The 19,690-nt window shown below is 72.9% G+C and carries 18 protein-coding genes; 3 read left to right on the forward strand and 15 right to left on the reverse strand.

Translation table 11 applies throughout. The features are described from left to right. Window positions 1-46: 46 nt before the first annotated feature. Window positions 47-748: a ferritin-like fold-containing protein gene (locus tag ACUP6Y_RS16025; protein ID WP_462551757.1), complete on the reverse strand. Its 702-nt coding sequence runs from the start codon at window positions 746-748 to the stop codon at window positions 47-49. A gap of 273 nt (window positions 749-1,021) precedes the next feature. Here ACUP6Y_RS16025 and ACUP6Y_RS16030 point away from each other — a divergent pair, with 273 nt between their 5' ends. Continuing rightward, a complete protein-coding gene (locus tag ACUP6Y_RS16030; protein WP_462551758.1) occupies window positions 1,022-2,476 on the forward strand; it encodes a DEAD/DEAH box helicase in 1,455 nt (484 codons plus the stop codon). A 66-nt stretch (window positions 2,477-2,542) separates the two neighbouring features. On the opposite strand, the gene ACUP6Y_RS16035 is transcribed toward ACUP6Y_RS16030, so the two are convergent. Genes ACUP6Y_RS16035 through ACUP6Y_RS16045 form a run of 3 tightly spaced genes read right to left on the reverse strand, consistent with a single transcriptional unit; the run spans window position 2,543 to window position 4,969 of the window. Further along, window positions 2,543-3,388 carry an exonuclease/endonuclease/phosphatase family protein gene (locus ACUP6Y_RS16035; protein WP_462551759.1) on the reverse strand — a complete coding sequence of 282 codons (846 nt, stop codon included), beginning with the start codon at window positions 3,386-3,388 and terminating at the stop codon, window positions 2,543-2,545. Window positions 3,389-3,432: 44 nt separating this feature from the next. Next, window positions 3,433-4,170, reverse strand: coding sequence for a L,D-transpeptidase (locus ACUP6Y_RS16040; protein ID WP_462551760.1), 738 nt, complete (start codon window positions 4,168-4,170; stop codon window positions 3,433-3,435). 7 nt (window positions 4,171-4,177) lie between these two features. Continuing rightward, a complete protein-coding gene (locus ACUP6Y_RS16045; protein ID WP_462551761.1) occupies window positions 4,178-4,969 on the reverse strand; it encodes a ParA family protein in 792 nt (263 codons plus the stop codon). 38 nt (window positions 4,970-5,007) lie between these two features. Here ACUP6Y_RS16045 and ACUP6Y_RS16050 point away from each other — a divergent pair, with 38 nt between their 5' ends. Then, on the forward strand, window positions 5,008-5,769 hold the full coding sequence (locus tag ACUP6Y_RS16050; protein ID WP_462551763.1) for an SDR family NAD(P)-dependent oxidoreductase: 762 nt from the start codon (window positions 5,008-5,010) through the stop codon (window positions 5,767-5,769). Between the two features lie 93 nt (window positions 5,770-5,862). Here ACUP6Y_RS16050 and ACUP6Y_RS16055 read toward each other — a convergent pair whose 3' ends face one another. The 4 genes from ACUP6Y_RS16055 to ACUP6Y_RS16070 all read right to left on the reverse strand — a co-directional run bounded on the left by ACUP6Y_RS16055 (window position 5,863) and on the right by ACUP6Y_RS16070 (window position 9,796). Beyond that, window positions 5,863-6,735, reverse strand: a complete 873-nt coding sequence (locus ACUP6Y_RS16055; RefSeq protein ID WP_462551764.1) for a PHP domain-containing protein — start codon at window positions 6,733-6,735, stop codon at window positions 5,863-5,865. A gap of 39 nt (window positions 6,736-6,774) precedes the next feature. Beyond that, a complete protein-coding gene (locus ACUP6Y_RS16060; protein ID WP_462551765.1) occupies window positions 6,775-8,418 on the reverse strand; it encodes a bifunctional lysylphosphatidylglycerol flippase/synthetase MprF in 1,644 nt (547 codons plus the stop codon). An 81-nt stretch (window positions 8,419-8,499) separates the two neighbouring features. Further along, on the reverse strand, window positions 8,500-9,180 hold the full coding sequence (locus ACUP6Y_RS16065) for a DUF6758 family protein (protein ID WP_462551766.1): 681 nt from the start codon (window positions 9,178-9,180) through the stop codon (window positions 8,500-8,502). A 55-nt stretch (window positions 9,181-9,235) separates the two neighbouring features. Beyond that, complete coding sequence (locus tag ACUP6Y_RS16070) at window positions 9,236-9,796, reverse strand: histidine phosphatase family protein (RefSeq protein ID WP_462551767.1); 561 nt, start codon at window positions 9,794-9,796, stop codon at window positions 9,236-9,238. Between the two features lie 45 nt (window positions 9,797-9,841). Between ACUP6Y_RS16070 and ACUP6Y_RS16075 the strand changes: the two genes are divergently transcribed. After that, window positions 9,842-11,005: an MFS transporter gene (locus ACUP6Y_RS16075; protein WP_462551768.1), complete on the forward strand. Its 1,164-nt coding sequence runs from the start codon at window positions 9,842-9,844 to the stop codon at window positions 11,003-11,005. Window positions 11,006-11,044: 39 nt separating this feature from the next. On the opposite strand, the gene ACUP6Y_RS16080 is transcribed toward ACUP6Y_RS16075, so the two are convergent. Genes ACUP6Y_RS16080 through ACUP6Y_RS16110 form a run of 7 tightly spaced genes read right to left on the reverse strand, consistent with a single transcriptional unit; the run spans window position 11,045 to window position 19,610 of the window. Then, window positions 11,045-11,620 carry a hypothetical protein gene (locus tag ACUP6Y_RS16080; RefSeq protein ID WP_462551769.1) on the reverse strand — a complete coding sequence of 192 codons (576 nt, stop codon included), beginning with the start codon at window positions 11,618-11,620 and terminating at the stop codon, window positions 11,045-11,047. A gap of 4 nt (window positions 11,621-11,624) precedes the next feature. Further along, window positions 11,625-13,214, reverse strand: a complete 1,590-nt coding sequence (locus ACUP6Y_RS16085; protein WP_462551770.1) for a choice-of-anchor P family protein — start codon at window positions 13,212-13,214, stop codon at window positions 11,625-11,627. Then, on the reverse strand, window positions 13,211-13,918 hold the full coding sequence (locus ACUP6Y_RS16090) for an ABC transporter ATP-binding protein (RefSeq protein ID WP_462551771.1): 708 nt from the start codon (window positions 13,916-13,918) through the stop codon (window positions 13,211-13,213). Before ACUP6Y_RS16090 ends, ACUP6Y_RS16085 begins: the two co-directional genes overlap by 4 nt. Further along, window positions 13,915-14,682 carry an ABC transporter ATP-binding protein gene (locus ACUP6Y_RS16095; RefSeq protein WP_462551772.1) on the reverse strand — a complete coding sequence of 256 codons (768 nt, stop codon included), beginning with the start codon at window positions 14,680-14,682 and terminating at the stop codon, window positions 13,915-13,917. The genes ACUP6Y_RS16090 and ACUP6Y_RS16095 overlap by 4 nt, the downstream gene beginning before the upstream one ends. Then, window positions 14,679-16,643 carry an ABC transporter permease gene (locus ACUP6Y_RS16100; protein WP_462551773.1) on the reverse strand — a complete coding sequence of 655 codons (1,965 nt, stop codon included), beginning with the start codon at window positions 16,641-16,643 and terminating at the stop codon, window positions 14,679-14,681. Before ACUP6Y_RS16100 ends, ACUP6Y_RS16095 begins: the two co-directional genes overlap by 4 nt. Window position 16,644: 1 nt before the next feature. Continuing rightward, window positions 16,645-18,132, reverse strand: a complete 1,488-nt coding sequence (locus ACUP6Y_RS16105; RefSeq protein ID WP_462551774.1) for an ABC transporter substrate-binding protein — start codon at window positions 18,130-18,132, stop codon at window positions 16,645-16,647. Further along, window positions 18,132-19,610 (reverse strand): ABC transporter substrate-binding protein, encoded by a 1,479-nt coding sequence (locus tag ACUP6Y_RS16110; protein ID WP_462551775.1) that lies wholly within the window; start codon window positions 19,608-19,610, stop codon window positions 18,132-18,134. The genes ACUP6Y_RS16105 and ACUP6Y_RS16110 overlap by 1 nt, the downstream gene beginning before the upstream one ends. Window positions 19,611-19,690 lie beyond the last annotated feature (80 nt).

Here is a 19,690-nt window from a genome sequence, read left to right on the forward strand (position 1 = left end):
CGTTGCGCCACCTCGTCGAGGGGAGCAGACCCCGGTCGAGGTCGCCTCAGGCCTCGAGCCCGAGCTCGGCCATCCGGGCCATGTGCCGCTCGGTGAGCCGGGTGAACATCCGGCCCATCGCGGCCAGGTCGAGTCCCGGCCGGTCCACGCCGCCGGCGAGCAGCGCGGTGAGCGCGTCGCGGTCGGCGGCCACCCGCTGGGCCTGGGTGAGCGCCTCCCCCATCAGCCGGCGGCCCCACAGGGCGAGCCGGCCGCCGAGGCGCGCGTCCTTCGCGATCGCCGCGCGGACCCGGTCGACCACGAAGGTCGCATGGGTGCCCTCCTGCATCGAGGAGACGACCAGGTCGCGGGTCTCGGGGTCGAGGTAGGCCGCGATCTCACGGTAGAAGTCGTTGGCGAGCCCGTCTCCGACGTACGCCTTGACCAGGCCCTCGCACCAGTCGGCCGGGGCGGTGTGCCGATGGAACTCGTCGAGCGGCTCGCGGAACGGGACCATCGCCTCGAACGGGTCGGCACCGAAGGCCCGGATCCGGTCGTGCAGGGCATGCACCTTGGTCAGCTCGCCGCTCGCCATGGTCGCCAGGTCGACCTTGTCGGCCAGGCTCGGCGCCAGCTTGGCGTCCTCGGCGAGGCGCTCGAACGCCGAGATCTCGCCGTACGCGATCGCCGCCAGCAGGTCGACCACGGCCTCGCGATAGGCCGGGTCGGCGGCAGCGGAGGCGGGGGTCGCGGAGGCGGATTCAGCCATGCGCTGAGCGTACAAGTACGATAGTGGGTGGCGAGAGCCAGTCCGAGCCCCTGAACGGGACCGCGACCGGCCCGCCCGGGCACCCGCCCACGTATGTGCGCGGCTGAGTGTGAACAGCCGCATTTGATCTGGCGCCATGCCGACCGGCTGACGACACTCAGGAAAGCGAACAGAACACTGACTTCCAACGACACCACCGCTGCGTCCACCACCGCCGAGTCCGACTCGGGGGCAGACGCGGCGGCGGCCCCGACGTTCCGCGACCTCGGCGTGATGCCGAAGATCTGCGACGCGCTCGAGCGGGCCGGGATCACCCACCCCTTCGCCATCCAGGAGATGACCCTCTCCGTCGCGCTGATGGGCACCGACCTGATCGGCCAGGCCCGCACCGGCACCGGCAAGACGCTGGCCTTCGGCATCCCCGTCATCCAGCGCAGCGTCGCGCCGAGCGACCCCGACTACGCCGAGATCCCGCAGGGCAAGCCGCAGGCGCTGATCGTGGCGCCGACCCGCGAGCTCGCCCTCCAGGTCTCCAGCGACCTCGAGATCGCCAGCCGCGACCGCGGCCTGCGGGTGCTCACCATCTACGGCGGCGTCGGCTACGAGCCGCAGATCGAGGCGCTCGAGACCGGCGTCGACATCGTCATCGGCACGCCGGGACGGCTGATCGACCTCGCCAACCGCCGGGTCCTCGACCTGTCCCACGTCCACGCCCTGGTCCTCGACGAGGCCGACGAGATGCTCGACCTCGGCTTCCTGCCCGACGTCGAGAAGCTGCTCCGGATGACCCCCGAGACCCGGCAGACCATGCTGTTCTCCGCCACCATGCCCTCGGCGATCGTCTCCCTCGCCCGGATGCACATGCGGCACCCGATGAACATCCGCGCCGAGTCGTCGTACGAGAACGCGACGGTGCCCGCCACCGCGCAGTTCATCTACCTGGCCCACGACCTCGACAAGCCGGAGATCATCGGCCGGCTGCTGCAGGCCGAGGACGCCGACAAGATGATCGTGTTCACCCGCACCAAGCGGCAGGCCCAGCGGGTCGCCGACGACCTCGTCGAGCGCGGTTTCAAGGCCAGCCCGCTGCACGGCGACATGGCGCAGGTCGCCCGCGAGAAGGCGCTGACCAAGTTCCGCGAGGACAAGATCAAGGTGCTCGTCGCCACCGACGTCGCCGCCCGCGGCATCGACGTGTCCGGCGTCAGCCACGTCGTCAACTACACCTGCCCCGAGGACGACAAGACCTACGTCCACCGGATCGGCCGCACCGGCCGTGCCGGTGCCTCCGGCATCGCGATCACGCTGGTCGACGCGACCGACGTGCATCGCTGGAAGATGATCAACAAGGCGCTCGACCTCCCCTTCGACGAGCCGATCGAGACCTACTCCACCTCCGAGCACCTCTTCCACGACCAGGGCATCGCCCCCGGCACCAAGGGCCGGATCGCTCCCCCGGCCCCGCCGGCGCCCAAGGGCGAGCGGTCCGAGCGCTCGGGCGAGCGCTCCGAGCGTCGCTCCAGCGACCGCAACCGGACCCGCACCCGGACCCGCACCCGTGGCGGCCAGCCGGTCGAGGGCGCCGAGGGTGCGCCCGCTCCGGTCGCCGCCGGCGCCGTCGAGGGTACGCCGGTCGAGGGCGGCGAGCGTCCGGCCAACCGCAACCGGCGGCGTCGGCGCCGCAGCAGCGGTGGCGGCGGCGCGGCGGCGGAGACGCCGAGCGCCTGACCAGCGACACACAGCGAAACGGAAGGAGCCCGGGCAGATGCCCGGGCTCCTTCTGCGTTCGCAGACTCAGTCGGCGAGCGGCTCGACCCGCACGTTGCCGACCACGACCGGGTGGTCGCTGATGCCGTTGTAGACCTTGGCGTAGTCGCTGAACTCGGTGCCGGTCCAGGTGGCCATCATCCAATCCGGGCCGGCCTTGGGCGGTACCGGGCAGGGCTTGCGCTTGGTGCCGCCGAGCGAGACCAGGTCGGTCGCCTTGGCCACCCTCCGGCAGAACTCGACGCGCTCGTTCATGTCGCCCATGACCAGCACCGGGTGGCGCCCCTTGGCGCCGAGGCGCTTGATCAGCTTGATCTCACGCTCGGTGGAGACGTCGCGCTCGTGCTCCAGACCGCCGGGGGCGTTGTGGATCGCCACGACGTAGAGCACCCGCTTGGTGGCGCGGTGCTTGAGCTTGACCCACGGGATCGCACGCATCTTGCCCATCGACGGTCGGTAGATCGCGCCCTTGTCGCGGACGTCGTACTCGTCGCTCTTCCAGGCGATCTGGATCGCCCCGCTGAAGTTGTCGAGGGTGCGGCGCGGCCAGAACTTGAAGCGCGGCAGACGGTGACGCAGCACCTTCAGCTGGGACTGGTGGACCTCCTGGAAGGCGACGACGGTGCGCTTGCGCTCCTGGACCTGGGTGGCGGCGGCGTTCGCGCGGCCCAGACCACCGGGCGCCATGGAGGCGGTGAGGATGTTGAAGGTCATCGCGCGGACCTCGAACCCGCCGCCCTTCTGGGCCGGCGCCGGAGCCGGGTCCGGGGCGGCCGCGGTGGCGCTGCGCGCGGGCGCCAGCGAGGCGGCGAGGGCGAGGACCATCAGCGCGGCACAGATCTTGGCGAGGTGCTTCCCGTACGTGGCGAGCATCCGGGCACCCTAGGCAGACGGCCCCGCCCCAGGGCAAATCGCGGTCAGGGGGTGACGACGACCTTGGTGCCGACCGGGGCGAAGTCCCACAGGGCGATCGCGTTGGGGCGGTCCTGGCGGATGCAGCCGTGGGAGAGCGGCGTGCCGAGCTGGGCACGGGTCTGCACCGGCTCGCCGTCGTCGACCGGGATGGTGTGGAAGCCGATCGCGGCGCCCTGGGTGCCGTGGGTGAACCGGACGAAGTACTCCATGGTGCCGGAGTCGTCGACGCCGATGGCGTGGCGGCTGCGGGAGTAGACGGCGTAGGTGCCGGGGTCGAGGTTGTCCTCGACACTGCCGGAGACCAGGTAGGTCCGCGCGACCTCGCCGTCGCCGTCGACCAGCCACACCCGCTGGCGGCCCTCGCTGAACACGATCCGGCGACCCGTCCCGGACCGCGCGGGGAGCTCGGTCGAGTCCGAGAGCGCCGCGATCCGGGTGCTCGCGTCGGCCAGCTCTCCGGTCGTGGGCGCCTCGAGGGCGGTGAGGTCGTCCTGCCTCGGCGCGTTCGCCGAGGCGGCGACCGGCGTCGTCGGACCGTCCTGGCTGGCGGAGACCGGCGTCTCGGGCTCGCCGGGGAGCAGCCCGAAGCCGCCCGCGACCGCCACGGCGGTCACACTGAGCGCGGCGGCGAGGGCGATGATCCGGCCGTAGCGGGGGCGCACCGGAGCCGCGCGGCGCCGGCCGGGCTGCTGCCGGGCGCGGTGGCGCCCGGTGTCGCGCTGAGCCGCATGCTTCGACACGCGTGACTCAGCGGGCCGTTCGGGCGAGCAGCGATCCGGCGACCTCGCGGTACGCCTCGGCGCCCTTGCTCGTGCGGCTGGTCGCGAGGATCGAGCGGCCTGCGGCGGGCGCCTCGGCGAACTTGATGGTCTTGGGGATCGGCGGCTCGACGACCTCGAGGTCGTAGGTCTCCGCGATCGTGTCGAGGACGGCGCGCGCGTGGTTGGTGCGCCCGTCGTACAGCGTCGGGAGCACGCCCCACACGGCCAGGTCGCGATTGGTGAACCGGCGTACGTCGTGGACCGTGTCGAGCAGCTGGCCCACGCCGCGGTGGGAGAGCGTCTCGCACTGCAGCGGGATGAGCACCCCGCCGGCCGCGGTGAGGGCGGCGACGGTGAGCACGCCGAGCGACGGCGGGCAGTCGAGCAGCACCCAGTCGTAGTGGCGCCCGCCCGCCTGCAGGTCCTCCAGCACGCCGCGCAGGACGTGCTCGCGGCCGGTGCGGGTCAGCAGGTCGGCCTCGGCGCGAGCCAGCTCGATGGTCGCGGGGAGCAGGTCGACGCCGTCCTCGGTCGCGAGGATCACGTCCTCGGCCGGGGTGCCCTTGGTCAGCACGTGGTGGACCGACAGCTCGAGGTCCTCGGGGTCGATGCCGAGCGAGAAGGTCAGGCAGGCCTGCGGGTCGAGGTCCACCAGCAGGACGCGCTGGCCCCGCTCGGCGAGCGCGGCGCCGATCGACGCGACACTGGTCGTCTTCGCGACGCCGCCCTTCTGGTTGGCGACAGCGAGGACCGTGGGAGTCGCCTGCACGCTGTTCATCGGGACCATCATGCCCGATCGACCCCTAGGGTTGCGGCATGCCCACAGCCCTCGTGACCGGCGCCACCGCCGGCATCGGCCTGGAGTTCGCCCGACAGCTGGCGACCCGCGGCGACGACCTGATCCTGGTGGCCCGCGACGAGGCGCGGCTCGACTCCGTGGCCGAGGAGCTCCGGTCGTCGTACGGCGTCGGGGTGGAGGTGCTTCGCGCCGACCTCACCTCCCTCGACGCGCTGGCCCGGGTCGAGGCTCGGCTGGCCGACCGCGGCGCGCCGGTCGACCTGCTGGTCAACAACGCCGGCTTCGGCCTCAAGGAGCGCTTCCTCGACAACCCGGTCGACGTCGAGCAGGCCCAGCAGGACGTGCTGGTGCGCGCGGTGCTGCGGCTCACCCACGCGGCGCTCGGCGGCATGGTGGAGCGCGGGCACGGCGGCGTGATCAACGTGTCGAGCGTCGCCGCCTTCCTGCCCCGCGGCACCTACAGCGCGGCCAAGGCCTGGGTGAGCTCGTTCAGCGCCTGGGCGCACCAGGAGTACGCCGGCCAGGGCGTCACCGTGATGGCGCTGTGCCCGGGCTTCGTGAGGACCGAGTTCCACGAGCGCCTCGGCATCGACCGCGACGCCTCCGCGCCCCGGCTGCTGTGGCTCGAGCCCGGCCGCCTGGTCCGCGACGCCCTCGCCGACTTCGACCGCGGCCGCGCGACGTCGATCCCCTCGAAGCGCTACAAGGCGATCGTCATCGGCACCCGCCTGGTCCCCCGCTCGGTCCTCCAGCGACTGCAGTCGCTGGGGCGGAAGTAGCTCTCCGGCGACGTCAGCCCTCACCGGCGATGAACGCGCGGACGGCGTCGGCGACCAGCTGGACGGCGATCGCGGAGAGCAGCACGGCGTCGATCATCGACGGGATCTCCCCACCAGCCCGGTCGGGGACCCGAGCCCTGCGGCCCGGTCGAGGATCCGGTCCAGCTGGGCCGGGTCGGTGCTCTCGCAGCCGAGGTCGTGCCCGGTCTTGCCGGTGCCGTGGTGGTCGCTGGACCCGGTGACGACCAGGCCGAGCCGCGAAGCGATCCCGCGCAGGTGGCCGCGGGCGGCCCGGTCGTGGTCGAGGTGGTCGACCTCGATGCCGGCCAGGCCGGCCGCGGCCAGCTCGGCGAAGGCGGCCTCGTCGAGCACGGACGCGGAACCGCGTCCCCACGGGTGCGCGACGACCGTGACCCCACGGGCGGCGGTGACCAGGCCGATCATGGTGACCAGGTCCGCGGCGTACCGGTCGACGAAGGCCGGGCCACCGTCGTACAGGTAGCGGGCGAACGCCTCGTCACGATCCCGTACGACGCCCAGTCGGACCAGCAGGTCGGCGATGTGCGGGCGCCCGGTCACCCGGTTGTCGGGGCTGACCTCGGCCAGCGCCTCCTCGGTCGCCGGTACGCCGAGCTCCCGCAGCCGGGCGAGCATGGCGGGCACCCGCGCCTCACGTCCGTCGACGATCCGGCCGAGCTCGGCCCGCAGCGCCGGGTCGTCGGCGTCGGGGAGGTAGGCCAGCAGGTGGACGCCGGCTCCGCGGAACCGGGTGCTGACCTCGATGCCGCGGACCAGCCCGATCCCGGCCTCCTGCGCCGCGGCGGCCGCCTCGGACCAGCCGGCGGTGGTGTCGTGGTCGGTGAGTGCCACGACCTCCAGACCGGCCGCCGCGGCGTCACGCACCAGGTCGGCGGGCGAGGCGGTTCCGTCGCTGACGCTGGAGTGGGTGTGGAGGTCGATCGTCACCACACGAGGCTAGTGTGTCGCGCCCGCGGACCGTCGCCGTCAGGCGGCGGGCACCCGCTCGGTCTCCTCGGCGACCACCGGGACCGGCCAGGTGATCGGCGTACCGGCCTCGCGGGTCTTCGGCGTGACGAGATAGGCGACCAGCACGGCCGCGCCGATCCTCGGCAGCTCGGCCAGTGACCGGTAGGTGAGGTGCAGTGGCTCGCAGCGCGGCGAGAACTTCGCCTTGAAGGCGTGCAGCGAGGCGAAGCCGTACAGGGGCTCGAGGACGCGGGCCGAGCGCTCCAGACCGCGCTGCAGCCAGCCCTCCGGCGCCCCGGTGCTGCGCGCCAGCGGCGCTGCCGACAGCGATACGACGTCCGCGCCCTCGGCCTGGAAGGCCAGGCAGGACTCGGCGATGAGGAACTCGATCACCGGCCGGAAGCCGTCGTCGGGACGGCGCATCAGGTCCAGGGTCCAGCCGTCGATCCGGCCCTCGCCCCCGTGGACGGGAAGCCAGGAGAGGAACCCGTGGACCCGGTCGTCCGCGTCGAGGGCCAGCGCGACCCGCACCCGCGGGTCCATGGCGTGGTCGACGCCGCCGAGCGTGAAGCCGAGCTCCGGGGTGCGCTGGCGGCGCAGCCAGGCGGCGCTGATCGTGCGCACCTGGGCGACGATGCGCGGGTCGGTGTCGGCCAGGGCGACGAGCTCGAACCGGATCCCGTCGCGGGCGGCCCGGTTGCGGGCGGTGCGCACGTCCTGCCACCGCTTGCCGCGGAACTCCAGCCCCGGCAGGTCGAGCAGGGTGTCCTCGCCGATCTGCAGGCTGCGGCCGCCGACGGCGCGGGCGACCGGTCCGGTGACCGCGAAGTGGCTGGGGATCAGATGCTCGTCGGCGCAGAAGGCGGCGAGCTCATCCGCCGCCCGCGCGCGCCAGTCCGGCGTGCCGATCGGGTCGCCGAGGGCGAGGGCGACGCCGAGATGGCGGCGGTAGGCGAGGTAGCCCTCGCCGCGCGGGTCGTAGAGGTAGCGCACGCCCGGCCAGGTGGTCATCCAGGAGAGCGTGCCGCCGCCCTCGCGCCGGAGGTGCTCGATCGCCCGGTCGCGGTTGACCAGCGGACGGCGGCGCGGGCCGACGAGGGAGCCGATCAGCAGGCCCGCGGCGACGGCGACCAGGTGGACGACGTCGGCGAGATGGCCGACGAGGACGAGGGAGGCGACGGCGTACCCGACCAGTCCGGACCGGACGATCCGCCGCGGGGCGGTGCCGAGGAAGGCGGTCATCACCGCGCCGACCGCGAGCGCCCCGCCCGAGGGGCCGACATCGCGGGCGTGCTGGAGCGAGTCGGGGCCCAGGGCCAGGACGAGTGCGCTGGCGACGACCACGCTGCCGACCTGCGCGCACAGCCAGAGCAGGGCGGTACACAGCGTGCCGAGGCGGGTCTCGGCGTACCCGACGCACAGCGCGAAGCTCAGCAGCACCGGGAGGTAGCACCACGGTGAGATGGCCAGCAGCGGCCCGGTGAGCAGCGTCCACCCGTGTCCGTCGGCGAGCGGCTCGGGGCCGTAGGCGAGGGCCCGCCCCCAGTCGCGGTCGAGGATGTCGCCGACGACCGCGCCGGTGCCGACCCCGACCACGACGAGGGTCAGCAGCCCGAGCACGGTGAACGGCCGGCGACGGAGTGCGGTTCGCAAGGCTGACATGTGTCCAGCCTCGCCGCGCGGCGCCGTGCAGTCAGGGGCGTACCGACCCCGATCGGGGGTGGTGCGGGCACCACCTCAGCGTCACCAGGACGGCGCCGGGCCTCCGAACGGGAGCGCGACCAGCTGCGGGCCGGTGGCGGAGACGTCGCGCAGGATCCAGTCGTCGCGCAGCAGCAGGATCGCGGAGGCCGGCCGCAGCACCAGCCACAGCCAGCGGCCGCCCGCCTCCCCTGCCAGCACGGAGCGGTCCCACTCCCCCGGCGAGGTGCTGACCGAGACCGGCCACAGCCCGACCGGGTACTGGTCGACCCGGACCCGCACCGGCGGCGGGCCGTCGCCCACCTCGTGCCCGGGGTCGAGCAGCTCGGTGTCGTCGGAGGTGGTGAGGCCGGCGACCCGGGCCCCGAAGCCGGTGCCGGGCTCCTCGCTGATCACCATGACGTCGACCGGGCCGTCGAGCTGGCTGGTGCCGGCGACGCAGGCCATCGTCGCCCGAGCGCTCTCGTCGTCGGACACCACGGCCGCGAAGTCGCTGACCGACCAACCGGGCCCCAGCGGCCACGGCAGGAAGGTCGGGAACGGCCCGACCCGCTGGAGGTGGGACGCGAACTCCTCGTAGGACGAGGTCAGCGGCCGCCAGAGCGGTACGACGAATCCGTGGTCCGGGCACGACCAGCGCCCGTCGCCCACCTCGGCCACGGGCGTCGGGCAACGTGGGCACTCCACCCGCATCCCGGGCTCCCGCGGCTCATCGGTCGGCATGTCCGACACCGTGCTGCGCGGCGAGCCGTTCGTCAAGCATCCTGCCCTCTCCCACTCAGCTGTTCCAGCGCAGCAGCACCGGTGTCTCCCGCTCGTGTCCGAGCTCGGAGAGGGTCGCGGTGTCGAGGCGGAACAGCCGCCCGTCGGCGACCGGCAGGCCGAGCCAGCGGGCGGCGAGCGCACGCAGCACGTGGCCGTGGGCGAACAGCAGCACCGGCCCCGCCGCCGCCCGGATCCGGGCCACCACCCGGTCGCAGCGGACCGCGACCGCCGACGCCGACTCGCCGCCGGGGCTCGGGTGCGTCCAGATCGTCCAGCCCGGCACCTGCTCGCGGATCTCCGCCGTCGTGCGGCCCTCGTACTCGCCGTAGCCCCACTCGAGGAGGTCGTCGCACACCTCGGCGTCGGGGAAGCCCGCCAGCTCCGCCGTACGTCGGGCGCGCTGCAACGGGCTGGTCAGCACCTCGGCGAACCCGGTCCCGGCCAGCCGGTCGGCGAGCCCGCGCGCGACCTGCTCGCCCTCCGGGAGCAGCGGGAGGTCGGTGCGAGAGGTGTGCCGCCCCGAGACGCTCCACTCGGTCGCGCCGTGGCGGGCCAGGAACGCGGAATCGGCCATGCCGACATCCTGCCAGCCGCCCCCGAGCAGTGGCAGGATCCCCGCATGCCCACCACCCTCCACCGCTACCGGCTCGCCATCGCGGCCGGGTTCGCCACCCAGGGCTTCGTCTTCATCGGCCTCACCACCCGGCTGCCCGACATCAAGGACCGCTGGGACCTCTCGGAGCTGGAGATCTCCGGGGTGTTGCTGGCGATCGTGCTGCTCGCCGGCGCCGGGTCGGTGCTCGCGGAGCGGCTGTCGGGGTGGGCGGCGAGCGCCCGGGTGCTGCGGGCCGGGCTGGTGCTCGTCGCCGCCGGCGCGGCGCTGATGCTCGCGGCACCGGTGTGGCCGGCGTACCTCCTCGGGGTGGGGGTCTACGGCGTCGGCCTCGGCATGGTCGACGCGACCACCAACATGCAGGCGGTGGCCCTGGAGCGGCGCTACGGTCGCACGATCCTGCCGAGCTTCCACGGCGCCTGGACCTTCGGCGGACTGCTCGGCGCGGCGATCACCCTCGCCACCGCCGACGTCGACCTGGCCTGGACCGCGCTGATCACGGTGCTGCCGCTGGTCGTGGCCGGGGCCCGCTTCCTGCCGCGCGATCCCGGGGCCGCCGTCGCCGTCGCCGGCCTGGAGCTCGCGATCCCGTGGCGGCCGATCCTGATGGTCGGGCTCGGCATGGTCGTCTTCTACATGGTCGACACCGCCGCCCAGACCTGGGGCGCCGTCTATCTCGACGAGGTCGTCGACGCCCCCTCCCGCTGGGTCGCCCTCGCCACCCTCCCCTATCTGGTCGCCAGCCTGCTGGTCCGCCTCGCCGGCGACTCCCTCGTCGAGCGGTACGGCGTCACGCCGGTCCTGCGCGTCGGCGCGGTGGTCGCCTGCGCCGGCCTGGTCGTGGTCACCGCCGCACCGACCTGGCCGGTCGCCGTACTCGGCTTCACGCTGACCGGCGCCGGCATCTCGGTGGTCGCGCCGCTGAGCTTCTCCGCGGCCGCGCGGATCGCCGGCGGCTCGGTCGAGCGGGTCGACGCCGTGATCGCGCGGTTCAACCAGTTCAACTACGTCGGCGGGTTACTCGGCGCGGTGCTGACCGGCGTGGTCGGGAAGGACGAGCTGAGGTACGGCTTCGTGGTGCCGATGGTGCTGGTGCTGACCCTGCTCCCCCTGGCCCGGTGGTTCGCCGCGCGCGAGGTGGTGGAGCTCCGGCAGGACAGCCCGGCGTAGCGGCCGGCAGTCCACAGCCGCGTCGGAGCGGGGCGGCGCTCAGCGCCGCGCGGTCGGCCGGCACACCCGGCACGTCGCCAGGTGCGCGTTGTCCTCCCCCACCGGGGCGAGGTCGTCGCGGTGGGCGATGAGCGCGCAGTCGCGGCGGTGCATGGTGGTGCCGCCACCGGCGACGACGGGAATGGCGCCGACGTCGAGGCCCTGCTCGTCGGTGCGGGCGGCGGTGGCGGTGACCTCGGCGAGCACGAGCAGCGTGTCGGCGAGGCGTTTGGACGACTCCCTCCCATCGGCGGCGATCCGCGCCAGCCAGGCGCCGAAGTAGAGGAAGCCGCCGGCGAAGGTCAGGCCGAGGCCGAGCATGCCGCCGGAGACGACATAGGACATCTGGTCCCACTGGTACGGCGTGTTGGCGGCGCCGTACCAGCCCAGGATGATCACCACGATCCCGAGGGGGAGCAGGATCGCGCCCGCCCAGAACAGCACGACCTGCAGCAGCGCGTCGTGGTTGTCCTTCAGGGGGGCGATGCCGGAGCGGCCCGCGTAGCCGGCTTCTCCGGCGCGCGGGAGCCCCTGCAATCGGGCGGCGCGGCCGGACGGGGTGGCGGCGGTGGTCATGGGCTCACGCCTTTCGGAGGTCGGGCAGGCCGCTGTCGAGGCCATGGGGACAGGAGGCGCCGATGCCGAGAGCCGCGGCCCCGAGCCGGCGGAACCACGAGCCGGCGAGTGCCGCGAGGGCGAAGGCGGCGACGAGGAGCATGCCCGGGATGGAGAACAGCTCGGGCAGGCCGGCGCCCGTCGGCGCGGCGTCCACGAGGTCGCCGGTGGCCGCCGCGCCGGTGGCCGGCACCGTCCCGACCGGGACCGGCGTGGCCGCGGAGGGTACGCCCACCCCGCCCGTCGCGGCCGGCGGTGCGGCCTCGGCGGCAGCCGGCGGGGCGGCCTCGTCGGTGGGCGGCGGCGGGGCGGAGATCTCGATCGGTGGCACGGTGTCGACCTCGGCCCGGGCGACGCCGAGGGTGAGGACCACCGTGGGCGCGAGGTTGGACAGGCCGGACACGACGCCCTTGAGCGGGCCGGCCTCGGCCGGGATCAGGTCGCCGAGGATGTTGGTCGGCAGCGCCTTGAGCAGCGGCGAGAGCAGCTGGGTGTCGATGGTGATCCGCAGGCCCTGCGACATGCTGGTGCCGGCGTCGCCGTCGACGGTGCGGACCTGCTGCGGGATCTCGAAGGTGACGCCGAGCGCCTTCAGGGCGTCGAGCGGCAGCTGGTTCAGGCCGGGGATCGGGGTGGTCTGGCCCATCGCGATCGCGCCGTCCGGTCCGATCCCGAACTCCTGGCCCGCGATGGCGAGCTTGCCCCAGACCGCCGTGCCCGTGGCGGTGCCGGTGGCGCCGTCGGAGGTGGCCTTGGCGACCGTCTCGACGCCGCCGAGGGTGATCAGGCCGCCGAGCAGGCGGATCTCGCCCAGCGTGGAGCGCGAGACGCCGACGACCTTGCTGTCCTTGGCCTCCATCTTCGAGCTCGACACGTAGCCGTCGACGTCGACCAGCGCGGCGAGCTGCGGCGGCAGGCCGGGAGCCGAGGCCGGGGTGGTCGCCGAGGCGCCGCCGAGCCCACCACCGGTGAGCATCCCCGCGAGGCCGGTGAGCAGGTCCATCAGGCCGCTCTTCTGGGTCGGGTCGGGAACGGTGCCGTCCGGACCGAGCACGGCCCCGTCCGGCGAGAAGCCGGTCTCCGCGCTCGCCGTGCCCTCACCGGAGGTGGTGGTCATGATCGCGCCCGGGATGGACTCGTCCCGCTGGGTCGGGGTGTCACCCGGGTACTGCGAGTTGACCTGCATCGGGTAGCCGTTGGCGGTGAGCGGCGTCGACGGCAGCCCCAGCTGCTCGCCGAAGGTCTTCAGTCCCTCGCCGACCGGGTCGCCCGGCCAGAACAGACTCGAGCGCCCGCGGGACTCGCCCGAGTCGGCCTTGACCTTGCTGTAGCCCAGGTCGAGCTCGACCTGCGCCTGCCCCGCGTCGACCGGGATCGGGACGCTCGGCTCGAACACCTCGATCCGGATCGGGGCCGACCAGGCCTGGGTCGTGTACCCGCCGTACGCCGGGGCGCCGCCGTCGTCCGCGGAGGCCGGCGTGGCCGCAGGGCCGGCGGCCAGCATCGCCAGCGAGCCGACCATCCCCCCGGTGACCGCGAGTCGGAACCTGCTCATGCTGCCCCTCCCAAGATGACGTCGGCCATGGTCTCGAGGATCTCCCCGGGCTCACCGGTGGCCACGATGCGCCCGCCGCTCATCACGGCGGCATAGTCCGCGACCCGCAGCGCGGTGCGCGCGAACTGCTCGATGCACAGGATCGACACGCCCGACTCGGCGATCCGGGCGACCGTCTCGTAGAGCTCGTCGACGATCAGCGGCGCCAGGCCCATCGACAGCTCGTCGAGCAGCAGCAGTGCCGGGTCCGAGGCCAGCGCCCGCGACATCGCCAGCATCTGCTGCTCGCCGCCGGACATGGTGCCGGCGAGCTGGTGGCGCCGCTCGTGCAGCCGCGGGAAGTACGCGTAGGCGGTGTCGAGGACGGCCGAGGCCGGGACGCCGGCGTACGACATCAGGACCAGGTTCTCCTCGACGGTGAGGTTCGGGAACACCGAGCGGCCCTCGGGGATGGTGCACAGCCCGACGCGGGCGAGCGCATCGGACGTGGCGCCCTGGACGTGGACGCCGGCCAGGTGGATGTCGCCGGACGTCGCCTCCTTCTGCCCGCTGATCACCTTGACCAGCGTCGACTTGCCGGCGCCATTGGGGCCGAGCAGCGCCATCACCGCGCCGCGGGGCACCGAGAGATCGACGCCGCGCAGCACCTCGATCCGGCCGTAGGCCGCGTGCAGGTCGATGACGTCGAGGATGGGGACGCTCACGAGACCACCTCCAGCACGCTGGTGTCGCCGTCGTCCTCCGCGTAGCCGAGATAGGCCCGTTGGACGTCGGGGTCGCTGCGGATGTCGGCCGGCGTGCCGGAGGCGATGATCTCGCCGAAGTCGAGCACGTGGATCTCGTGGCACACGCTCATCACCAGGTCCATGTCGTGCTCGACCATCAGGATCGAGCAGCCCTCGGCCGCGAGCTCGACCAGCAGCTCGCCGAAGGCGTCGGTCTCGGTCTCGTCGAGACCGGACGACGGCTCGTCGAGCAGCAGCAGCCGGGGGTCGCTGGCCAGGCAGCGCGCCAGCTCCAGCAGCCGCGCGGTGCCGGTCGGGATCGCGTCGGCCCGCTCGTCGGCGTACGCGGTGATCCCGACCCGGTCGAGCAGCATCTCCACGCTCGTCGCGCCCCGCTTGCCGCCGAACCAGGCCGGTGGCCCGCCGTGGATCTCCTGGGCGACCCGGACGTTGTCGCGCACCGAGAGCGAGCCGAACGCCTCGAGCCGCTGGAAGGTGCGGCCCACGCCGTGCCGAGCGCGTCGATGCACCGGCCAGCCGGTGACGTCGCGGTCGCGGTAGCGGACCCGCCCCCTGGTCGGCCTCTGCAGGCCGGTGATCACGTTGAAGCAGGTCGTCTTGCCCGCACCGTTGGGACCGATCAGCCCGGTGATCACCCCCCGGTCCGCGGTGAAGCTCGCCCGGTTGACGGCGGTGACGCCACCGAACCGGACCACGACGTCGTCGACCTCGAGCAGCGTCACGAGCCCACCCTCTTCGCGTCGATCGCCAGGTCCACCAGCGGTACGTCGATCGCGCCGTCCGCGCCGTCCCCGCTCCCGCCGCGGGGCAGCAGCCCCTGCAGTCGGTCCTCGAGGCCCGGCGCGACCCGCGCGCGCAGCCAGCGACCGATCCGGAACAGGTGGTTCGCGATCCCGTTGGGGTCGCGGCCGAGGAGCACCGCGCCGAAGCCGATCAGCGCGAACAGCAGGCCGGCCATGCTCGGCGAGGCGGACTGGAGCTCGGGCAGCAGCGCCAGCGCGATGCCCCCCAGCAGCGCGCCCGTGACCGAGGTGGCTCCGAAGACGACGGCCAGCAGCAGCACCAGCAGTGACTGGAAGTAGAGGAAGTCCGCCGAGCCGACCGTCCCGCGCAGGCCGGCGAACAGGCCGCCCGCGAGCCCGGCGATGCCCGCCGACAGCGCGAACAGGCCCACCCGGAACCAGCGCAGGTCCAGGCCGAGGGTGCCGCATGCCGACGGGCTGTCGCGCATCGCGATCAGCAGCCGGCCCAGCGCCCCGCGGCGCAGGACCAGGACGCCGAGCGCGAGCAGCACGAAGGCCAGCACCATGAACCAGACGTACGCCGTGTCCGAGCCGATCCGCAGGCCGAGGATCGAGAGCCGCTCGGCGGCCAGGGTGCCGTTGAACTGGAACGCGAAGTCGGCGTTGAAGACGACCTTGTCCATGAGCACGGCGAACGCCATCGTCGACAGCGCGAGGTAGAGCCCGGTCAGCCGCAGCACCGGCAGTGCCACCAGCGCTCCCACCGCGGCGGCGATCAGCGCGGAGAGCAGCAGCCCGAGCAGGTTCGGCTCGTCGAGCTTCGCGTAGGCGAGCGCGCCGACGCCGGCGAAGGTGATCTGGGCGAGGGAGACATGGCCGCCGTACCCGGTCAGCAGCACGAGCGAGAGCATCACCATCGCGTACGTCGCCGCGACGCCGATGAGCAGCACCTGGTTGGGCGCGACCAGGTTGACCAGCACCAGCGCCCCCGCGAGCAGCACGGCGCCCGAGCCCACCGACAGCCGCATCGACGGCACCGGCGCGGTGACGATGCCCTTGACCTGGCCGATCCGCAGCTGCGCCTGCGGCATCAGCACCACGATCGCGAACAGGAACAGCGCGGGGATGACCGGCCGGAACGAGGCGAGGAAGCCGTCCATCGGCAGGTAGCCGACCGCCCACGACTCGAGGATGCCGAGGGCCATCGCGCCGGCGAAGGTCATCGGCAGGCTCGTGAGCCGGCCGAGCATCGCCGCGGCGTACGCGTTGATGACGAGCAGGGTGAGCGCGTAGTAGTCGAGCTGGACCACCGGGGTCAGCAGGATGCCGCCGAGCGCGGCGAGGGACATGCCGATCGCCCACGAGAGGGCCGCGACCCGGTCCGGCTTGCCCCCGAACAGCCTGAGCAGCTCGGGGTTGTCGACCGAGGCGCGCATCGCGGTGCCGATCCGGGTCCGGCTGAGCAGCAGGTACAGGCCGAAGGCGACCGCGATCGCGCACCCGACCGTGAGCAGCTGCTGGGCGGTGACATAGGTGTTGCCGACCCGCCAGCTGGTGCCGGGCCAGAACGGCGGGAACACGCGGGTCTCCGAGGGCCAGATCTGCTGGGCCAGGCCGATCAGGCCGACCAGCAGGCCGACGGTGACGACCAGGGCCACCGAGACCGGCCCCTCGCCCAGGCCGCGGGTGACGAAGCGCTGGATGAACCAGCCGATCGCCGGTGCCACGACGCCGAGCACCAGGATCAGCGACAGCACGGTCGGCAGCCCCTGGCGCTGGGTGAAGTCCCAGAAGACGAAGGACAGGAACATGCCGAAGGCGCCGTGGGCGATGTTGAACACCCGCGTGGTCGTGTAGGTCAGCACCAGTCCGCTGGCCATGATGGCGTACGCCGCGCCGGTGAACAGGCCCAGCAGCGTGTAGCCGAACAGGGAGCCCATGTCAGCCTCCGACCCCGGAGTCGACGACATCGCCGCACAGGTAGGTGCCCGGCGAGACCTGCGACCACTGGCCGCCGCTGAACTGGATCATCTTCAGGCAGGGCGGAGTCGCCCCGGTGGAGAGGTTCATCGCCGTATGGGCTCCGTTCCCGGTCCAGGCCGTGGTGGCGCGGATGGCGTCGACGAGGGAGGCGCGGGTCAGCTTGCCGCCGAGCGCGATCGCCCTCTCCACGAACAGCCGGGTCGCCGACCAGGCGAACAGGCCGTAGTAGTTGGGGATCGCGCCGGGCTTCACCTGCTGCAGCCACGACAGGTAGAGCTGCACCTCCGCGTTGGCCTTGTTCTCGAACAGGTCGTTGGGCGAGAACACGTAGGTGCCCTCGGCCACCGCGCCGGCCTGCTGGATGTAGCGCTTGTCGTAGATCGTGGGGTCCTGCAGGTAGAAGTCCGGCTTGAAGCCCTGCTGCTGCATGGCCTGCTGCAGCTTCACCGTGTTCTGGTAGGGCCCGTAGTAGATGACCGCGCGGATGCCCTTGTCCTTCATCTGCTGGACGTAGGGCGCGAAGTTGAACTCCGCGACGTCGATGCCCTGGACGTACTTCGCCGACCAGCCGGCCGCCTTCTCGAACCCGGCGGCGAGGCTCTTGGCGTTGACCGGGGCCGCGCCGGCGTTGATGTAGAGGAAGGCGGCGCTCTTGACGGCGTCGGGGTACTTGGCGGCCAGCCACTTCGCGGCCGGGTCGGAGATCAGGTTGGTGCGGATCGAGTAGGTGCCGAAACAGGTCTTGCAGGCCTGCCGCTCCGGGTTGACGATCGTCGAGCGCAGGTCGGGGATCCCGCACGAGCTGGCCGTGGCCGCGCCACCGGAGTCGAAGGCCGACATCGAGCCGACCGCGGCGAAGGCCTCGCTGCAGGCCTTGACGTAGGCCTGCTGGTCGGCGCCGGCGTCGGCCCGGCTGTCGAGGTTGACCAGTGCCAGCGTGCGTCCGCAGATCGAGTTCTGCGAGTTGAAGTACTCGACGTACGCGCGGGTCGCCTGCTGAGCCGACTCGAAGATGCCCGGCACCGGGCCGGAGATGTCGGAGACGTTGGCCAGCGTGATCGTGCTGTCGGTGATGCCGGTCTGGTTCTTGAACCCGTCGCACGAGCCCGCCTTCGCCTCGCCGGTCGGCGAGCCCTTCCCCTTCGACTTGCCGCCGCTCGCGCCGCCCGTGCCCCCCGCGTCTCCGGAGGCCGCCGGCGCGGACGGGGCACCGGCGGTACCGGCTGCGGGTGCCTCTCCCGCAGCCGGTACGTCGCCCGCGGCCGGTGCCTCACCGGCCGGGAGTCCGGTGTCGCCGCCGGTGCTGGTGGTGTCGCCCGTCGTACCGCCGCCCTGGCCGCTGGCCCTCGCGACGTCCGCCGGGTCGAGCTGGGAGCCGCAGGCGGTGAGAGCCAGCAGCACGAGGCCGACCCCGACCGCGCGGCGGATCCGGTTGCGCGCGCCCATCAGCCACCCACTCCCGAGTTGATCACGGCGCCGCACAGCCAGGTGCCGGGCGAGACCTGCTGCCAGCGCCCGCCCTGGTACCGGATGATCTTCTGGCAGGGCGGGGTCTCCGCGGTGCCGACCCGCATCGCGGCGTGGGCACCGTTGCCGGTCCAGTCGTTGACCTTGCGGACCGCCTGGACCAGGCTCTCGCGGCTCAGCTTGCCGCCCAGGGCCGTGGCCTGCTCGACGAAGAGCCGCATGGCCGACCAGGCGAACAGCCCGTAGAAGTTGGGCACCGCGCCGGGCTTCACCTGGTTGAGCCAGGACAGGTAGAGCTGCATCTCGGGGTTGGCCTTGTTCTCGAACAGGTCGATGGTCGAATACACGAAGGTGCCCTCGGCGAGCGCTCCGGCCTGCTGGACGTAGCGCTGGTCGTAGATCGTCGGGTCCTGCAGGAACACCTCGGGCTTGAAGCCCTGCTGCTGCATGGCCTGCTGCAGCTTGACGGTGTTCTGGTAGGGCCCGAGGTAGACGACCATCGTGATGCCCTTGTCCTTCATCTGCTGGACGTAGGGCGCGAAGTTGAACTCCGCGACGTCGATGCCCTGGAGGTAGTCCACCGACCAGCCCATCTTCCCCCACGCCGCGGCCTGGCTCTTGGCGTTGCCGACCGCGGCCCCGGCGTTGATGTAGAGCATCGCGACGCTCTTGACCGCGTCCGGGTACTGGGCGGCGAGCCACTTCGGTCCGGAGTCGGCGATCAGGTTGGGCCGGACCGAGTAGATGCCGAAGCAGGTCGAGCACGCCGCCCGCTCGGAGGTCGTCATCGCGGCCCGGATGTCGGGCAGGCCGCAGCCCTGGGCCGTCGAGGCGCCGCCGGAGTCGAAGGCGCCCATCGAGCCGACCGCGGCGAACGCCTGGCTGCACGCCTTCGCGTAGGCCTGCTGGTCGGCGCCCGCGTCGGCCCGGCTGTCGAGGTTGGTGATGGCGAGCTTGCGTCCGCAGATCGTGTTCTGGGAGTTGAAGTACGCCACATAGGCACGGGCCGCCTGCTGGGAGGCCTCGAAGATGCCGGGGACCGGACCCGAGATGTCCGCGACGTTCGCCAGGGTGATCGTGTCGTCGGTGATCCCGGTCTGGTTCTTGAAGCCGTCGCAGGAGGCCGCCTTGGCCCCGCCGGCCGGCGAGCCCTTGCCCTTCGACGTCCCGCCGGCCGCCTTCGCCGTATCGCCGGTGCCTGCGGTTCCCCCGTTCCCGCTGCCGTCACCGGCCGCGGGCGCGCCCCCGTCCGAGCCGGTGCCGCCGCCGGCCACGTCACCGCCGGCCACCGGGACGTCCCCGTCCGAGCCGGCGAGCGGGGCGGCGACCCCGCTGGTCCGGTCGGCCCCGGCTCCGGACTGGCCGTTGACGCGAGCCACCGTCGCGGGGTCCAGCTGGGAGCCACAGGCGGACAGCGCGAGAACGACGACGACGCAGGCGACGAGCAGTTGCCGCACGCGCAGGGGTCGAGGCATAGCCGACCAACGAGGATCCTGTGACTCAGGTCACGGTCAAAATGGAACTTGTTACAGTTTTG

It is taken from the genome of Nocardioides sp. S5-5, assembly GCF_054954065.1.

Bases quoted from the DNA above. Each gene is read 5' to 3' on its own strand.
- ACUP6Y_RS16075 (WP_462551768.1), top strand. From the start codon at position 9,842: ATGCCCACCACCCTCCACCGCTACCGGCTCGCCATCGCGGCCGGGTTC.
- ACUP6Y_RS16030 (WP_462551758.1), top strand. From the start codon at position 1,022: ATGCCGAAGATCTGCGACGCGCTCGAGCGGGCCGGGATCACCCACCCC.
- ACUP6Y_RS16045 (WP_462551761.1), bottom strand. From the start codon at position 4,969: ATGAACAGCGTGCAGGCGACTCCCACGGTCCTCGCTGTCGCCAACCAG.
- ACUP6Y_RS16065 (WP_462551766.1), bottom strand. From the start codon at position 9,180: ATGCCGACCGATGAGCCGCGGGAGCCCGGGATGCGGGTGGAGTGCCCA.
- ACUP6Y_RS16085 (WP_462551770.1), bottom strand. From the start codon at position 13,214: ATGAGCAGGTTCCGACTCGCGGTCACCGGGGGGATGGTCGGCTCGCTG.
- ACUP6Y_RS16105 (WP_462551774.1), bottom strand. From the start codon at position 18,132: ATGGGCGCGCGCAACCGGATCCGCCGCGCGGTCGGGGTCGGCCTCGTG.
- ACUP6Y_RS16050 (WP_462551763.1), top strand. From the start codon at position 5,008: ATGCCCACAGCCCTCGTGACCGGCGCCACCGCCGGCATCGGCCTGGAG.
- ACUP6Y_RS16080 (WP_462551769.1), bottom strand. From the start codon at position 11,620: ATGACCACCGCCGCCACCCCGTCCGGCCGCGCCGCCCGATTGCAGGGG.
- ACUP6Y_RS16060 (WP_462551765.1), bottom strand. From the start codon at position 8,418: ATGTCAGCCTTGCGAACCGCACTCCGTCGCCGGCCGTTCACCGTGCTC.
- ACUP6Y_RS16035 (WP_462551759.1), bottom strand. From the start codon at position 3,388: ATGCTCGCCACGTACGGGAAGCACCTCGCCAAGATCTGTGCCGCGCTG.
- ACUP6Y_RS16100 (WP_462551773.1), bottom strand. From the start codon at position 16,643: ATGGGCTCCCTGTTCGGCTACACGCTGCTGGGCCTGTTCACCGGCGCG.
- ACUP6Y_RS16070 (WP_462551767.1), bottom strand. From the start codon at position 9,796: ATGGCCGATTCCGCGTTCCTGGCCCGCCACGGCGCGACCGAGTGGAGC.
- ACUP6Y_RS16025 (WP_462551757.1), bottom strand. From the start codon at position 748: ATGGCTGAATCCGCCTCCGCGACCCCCGCCTCCGCTGCCGCCGACCCG.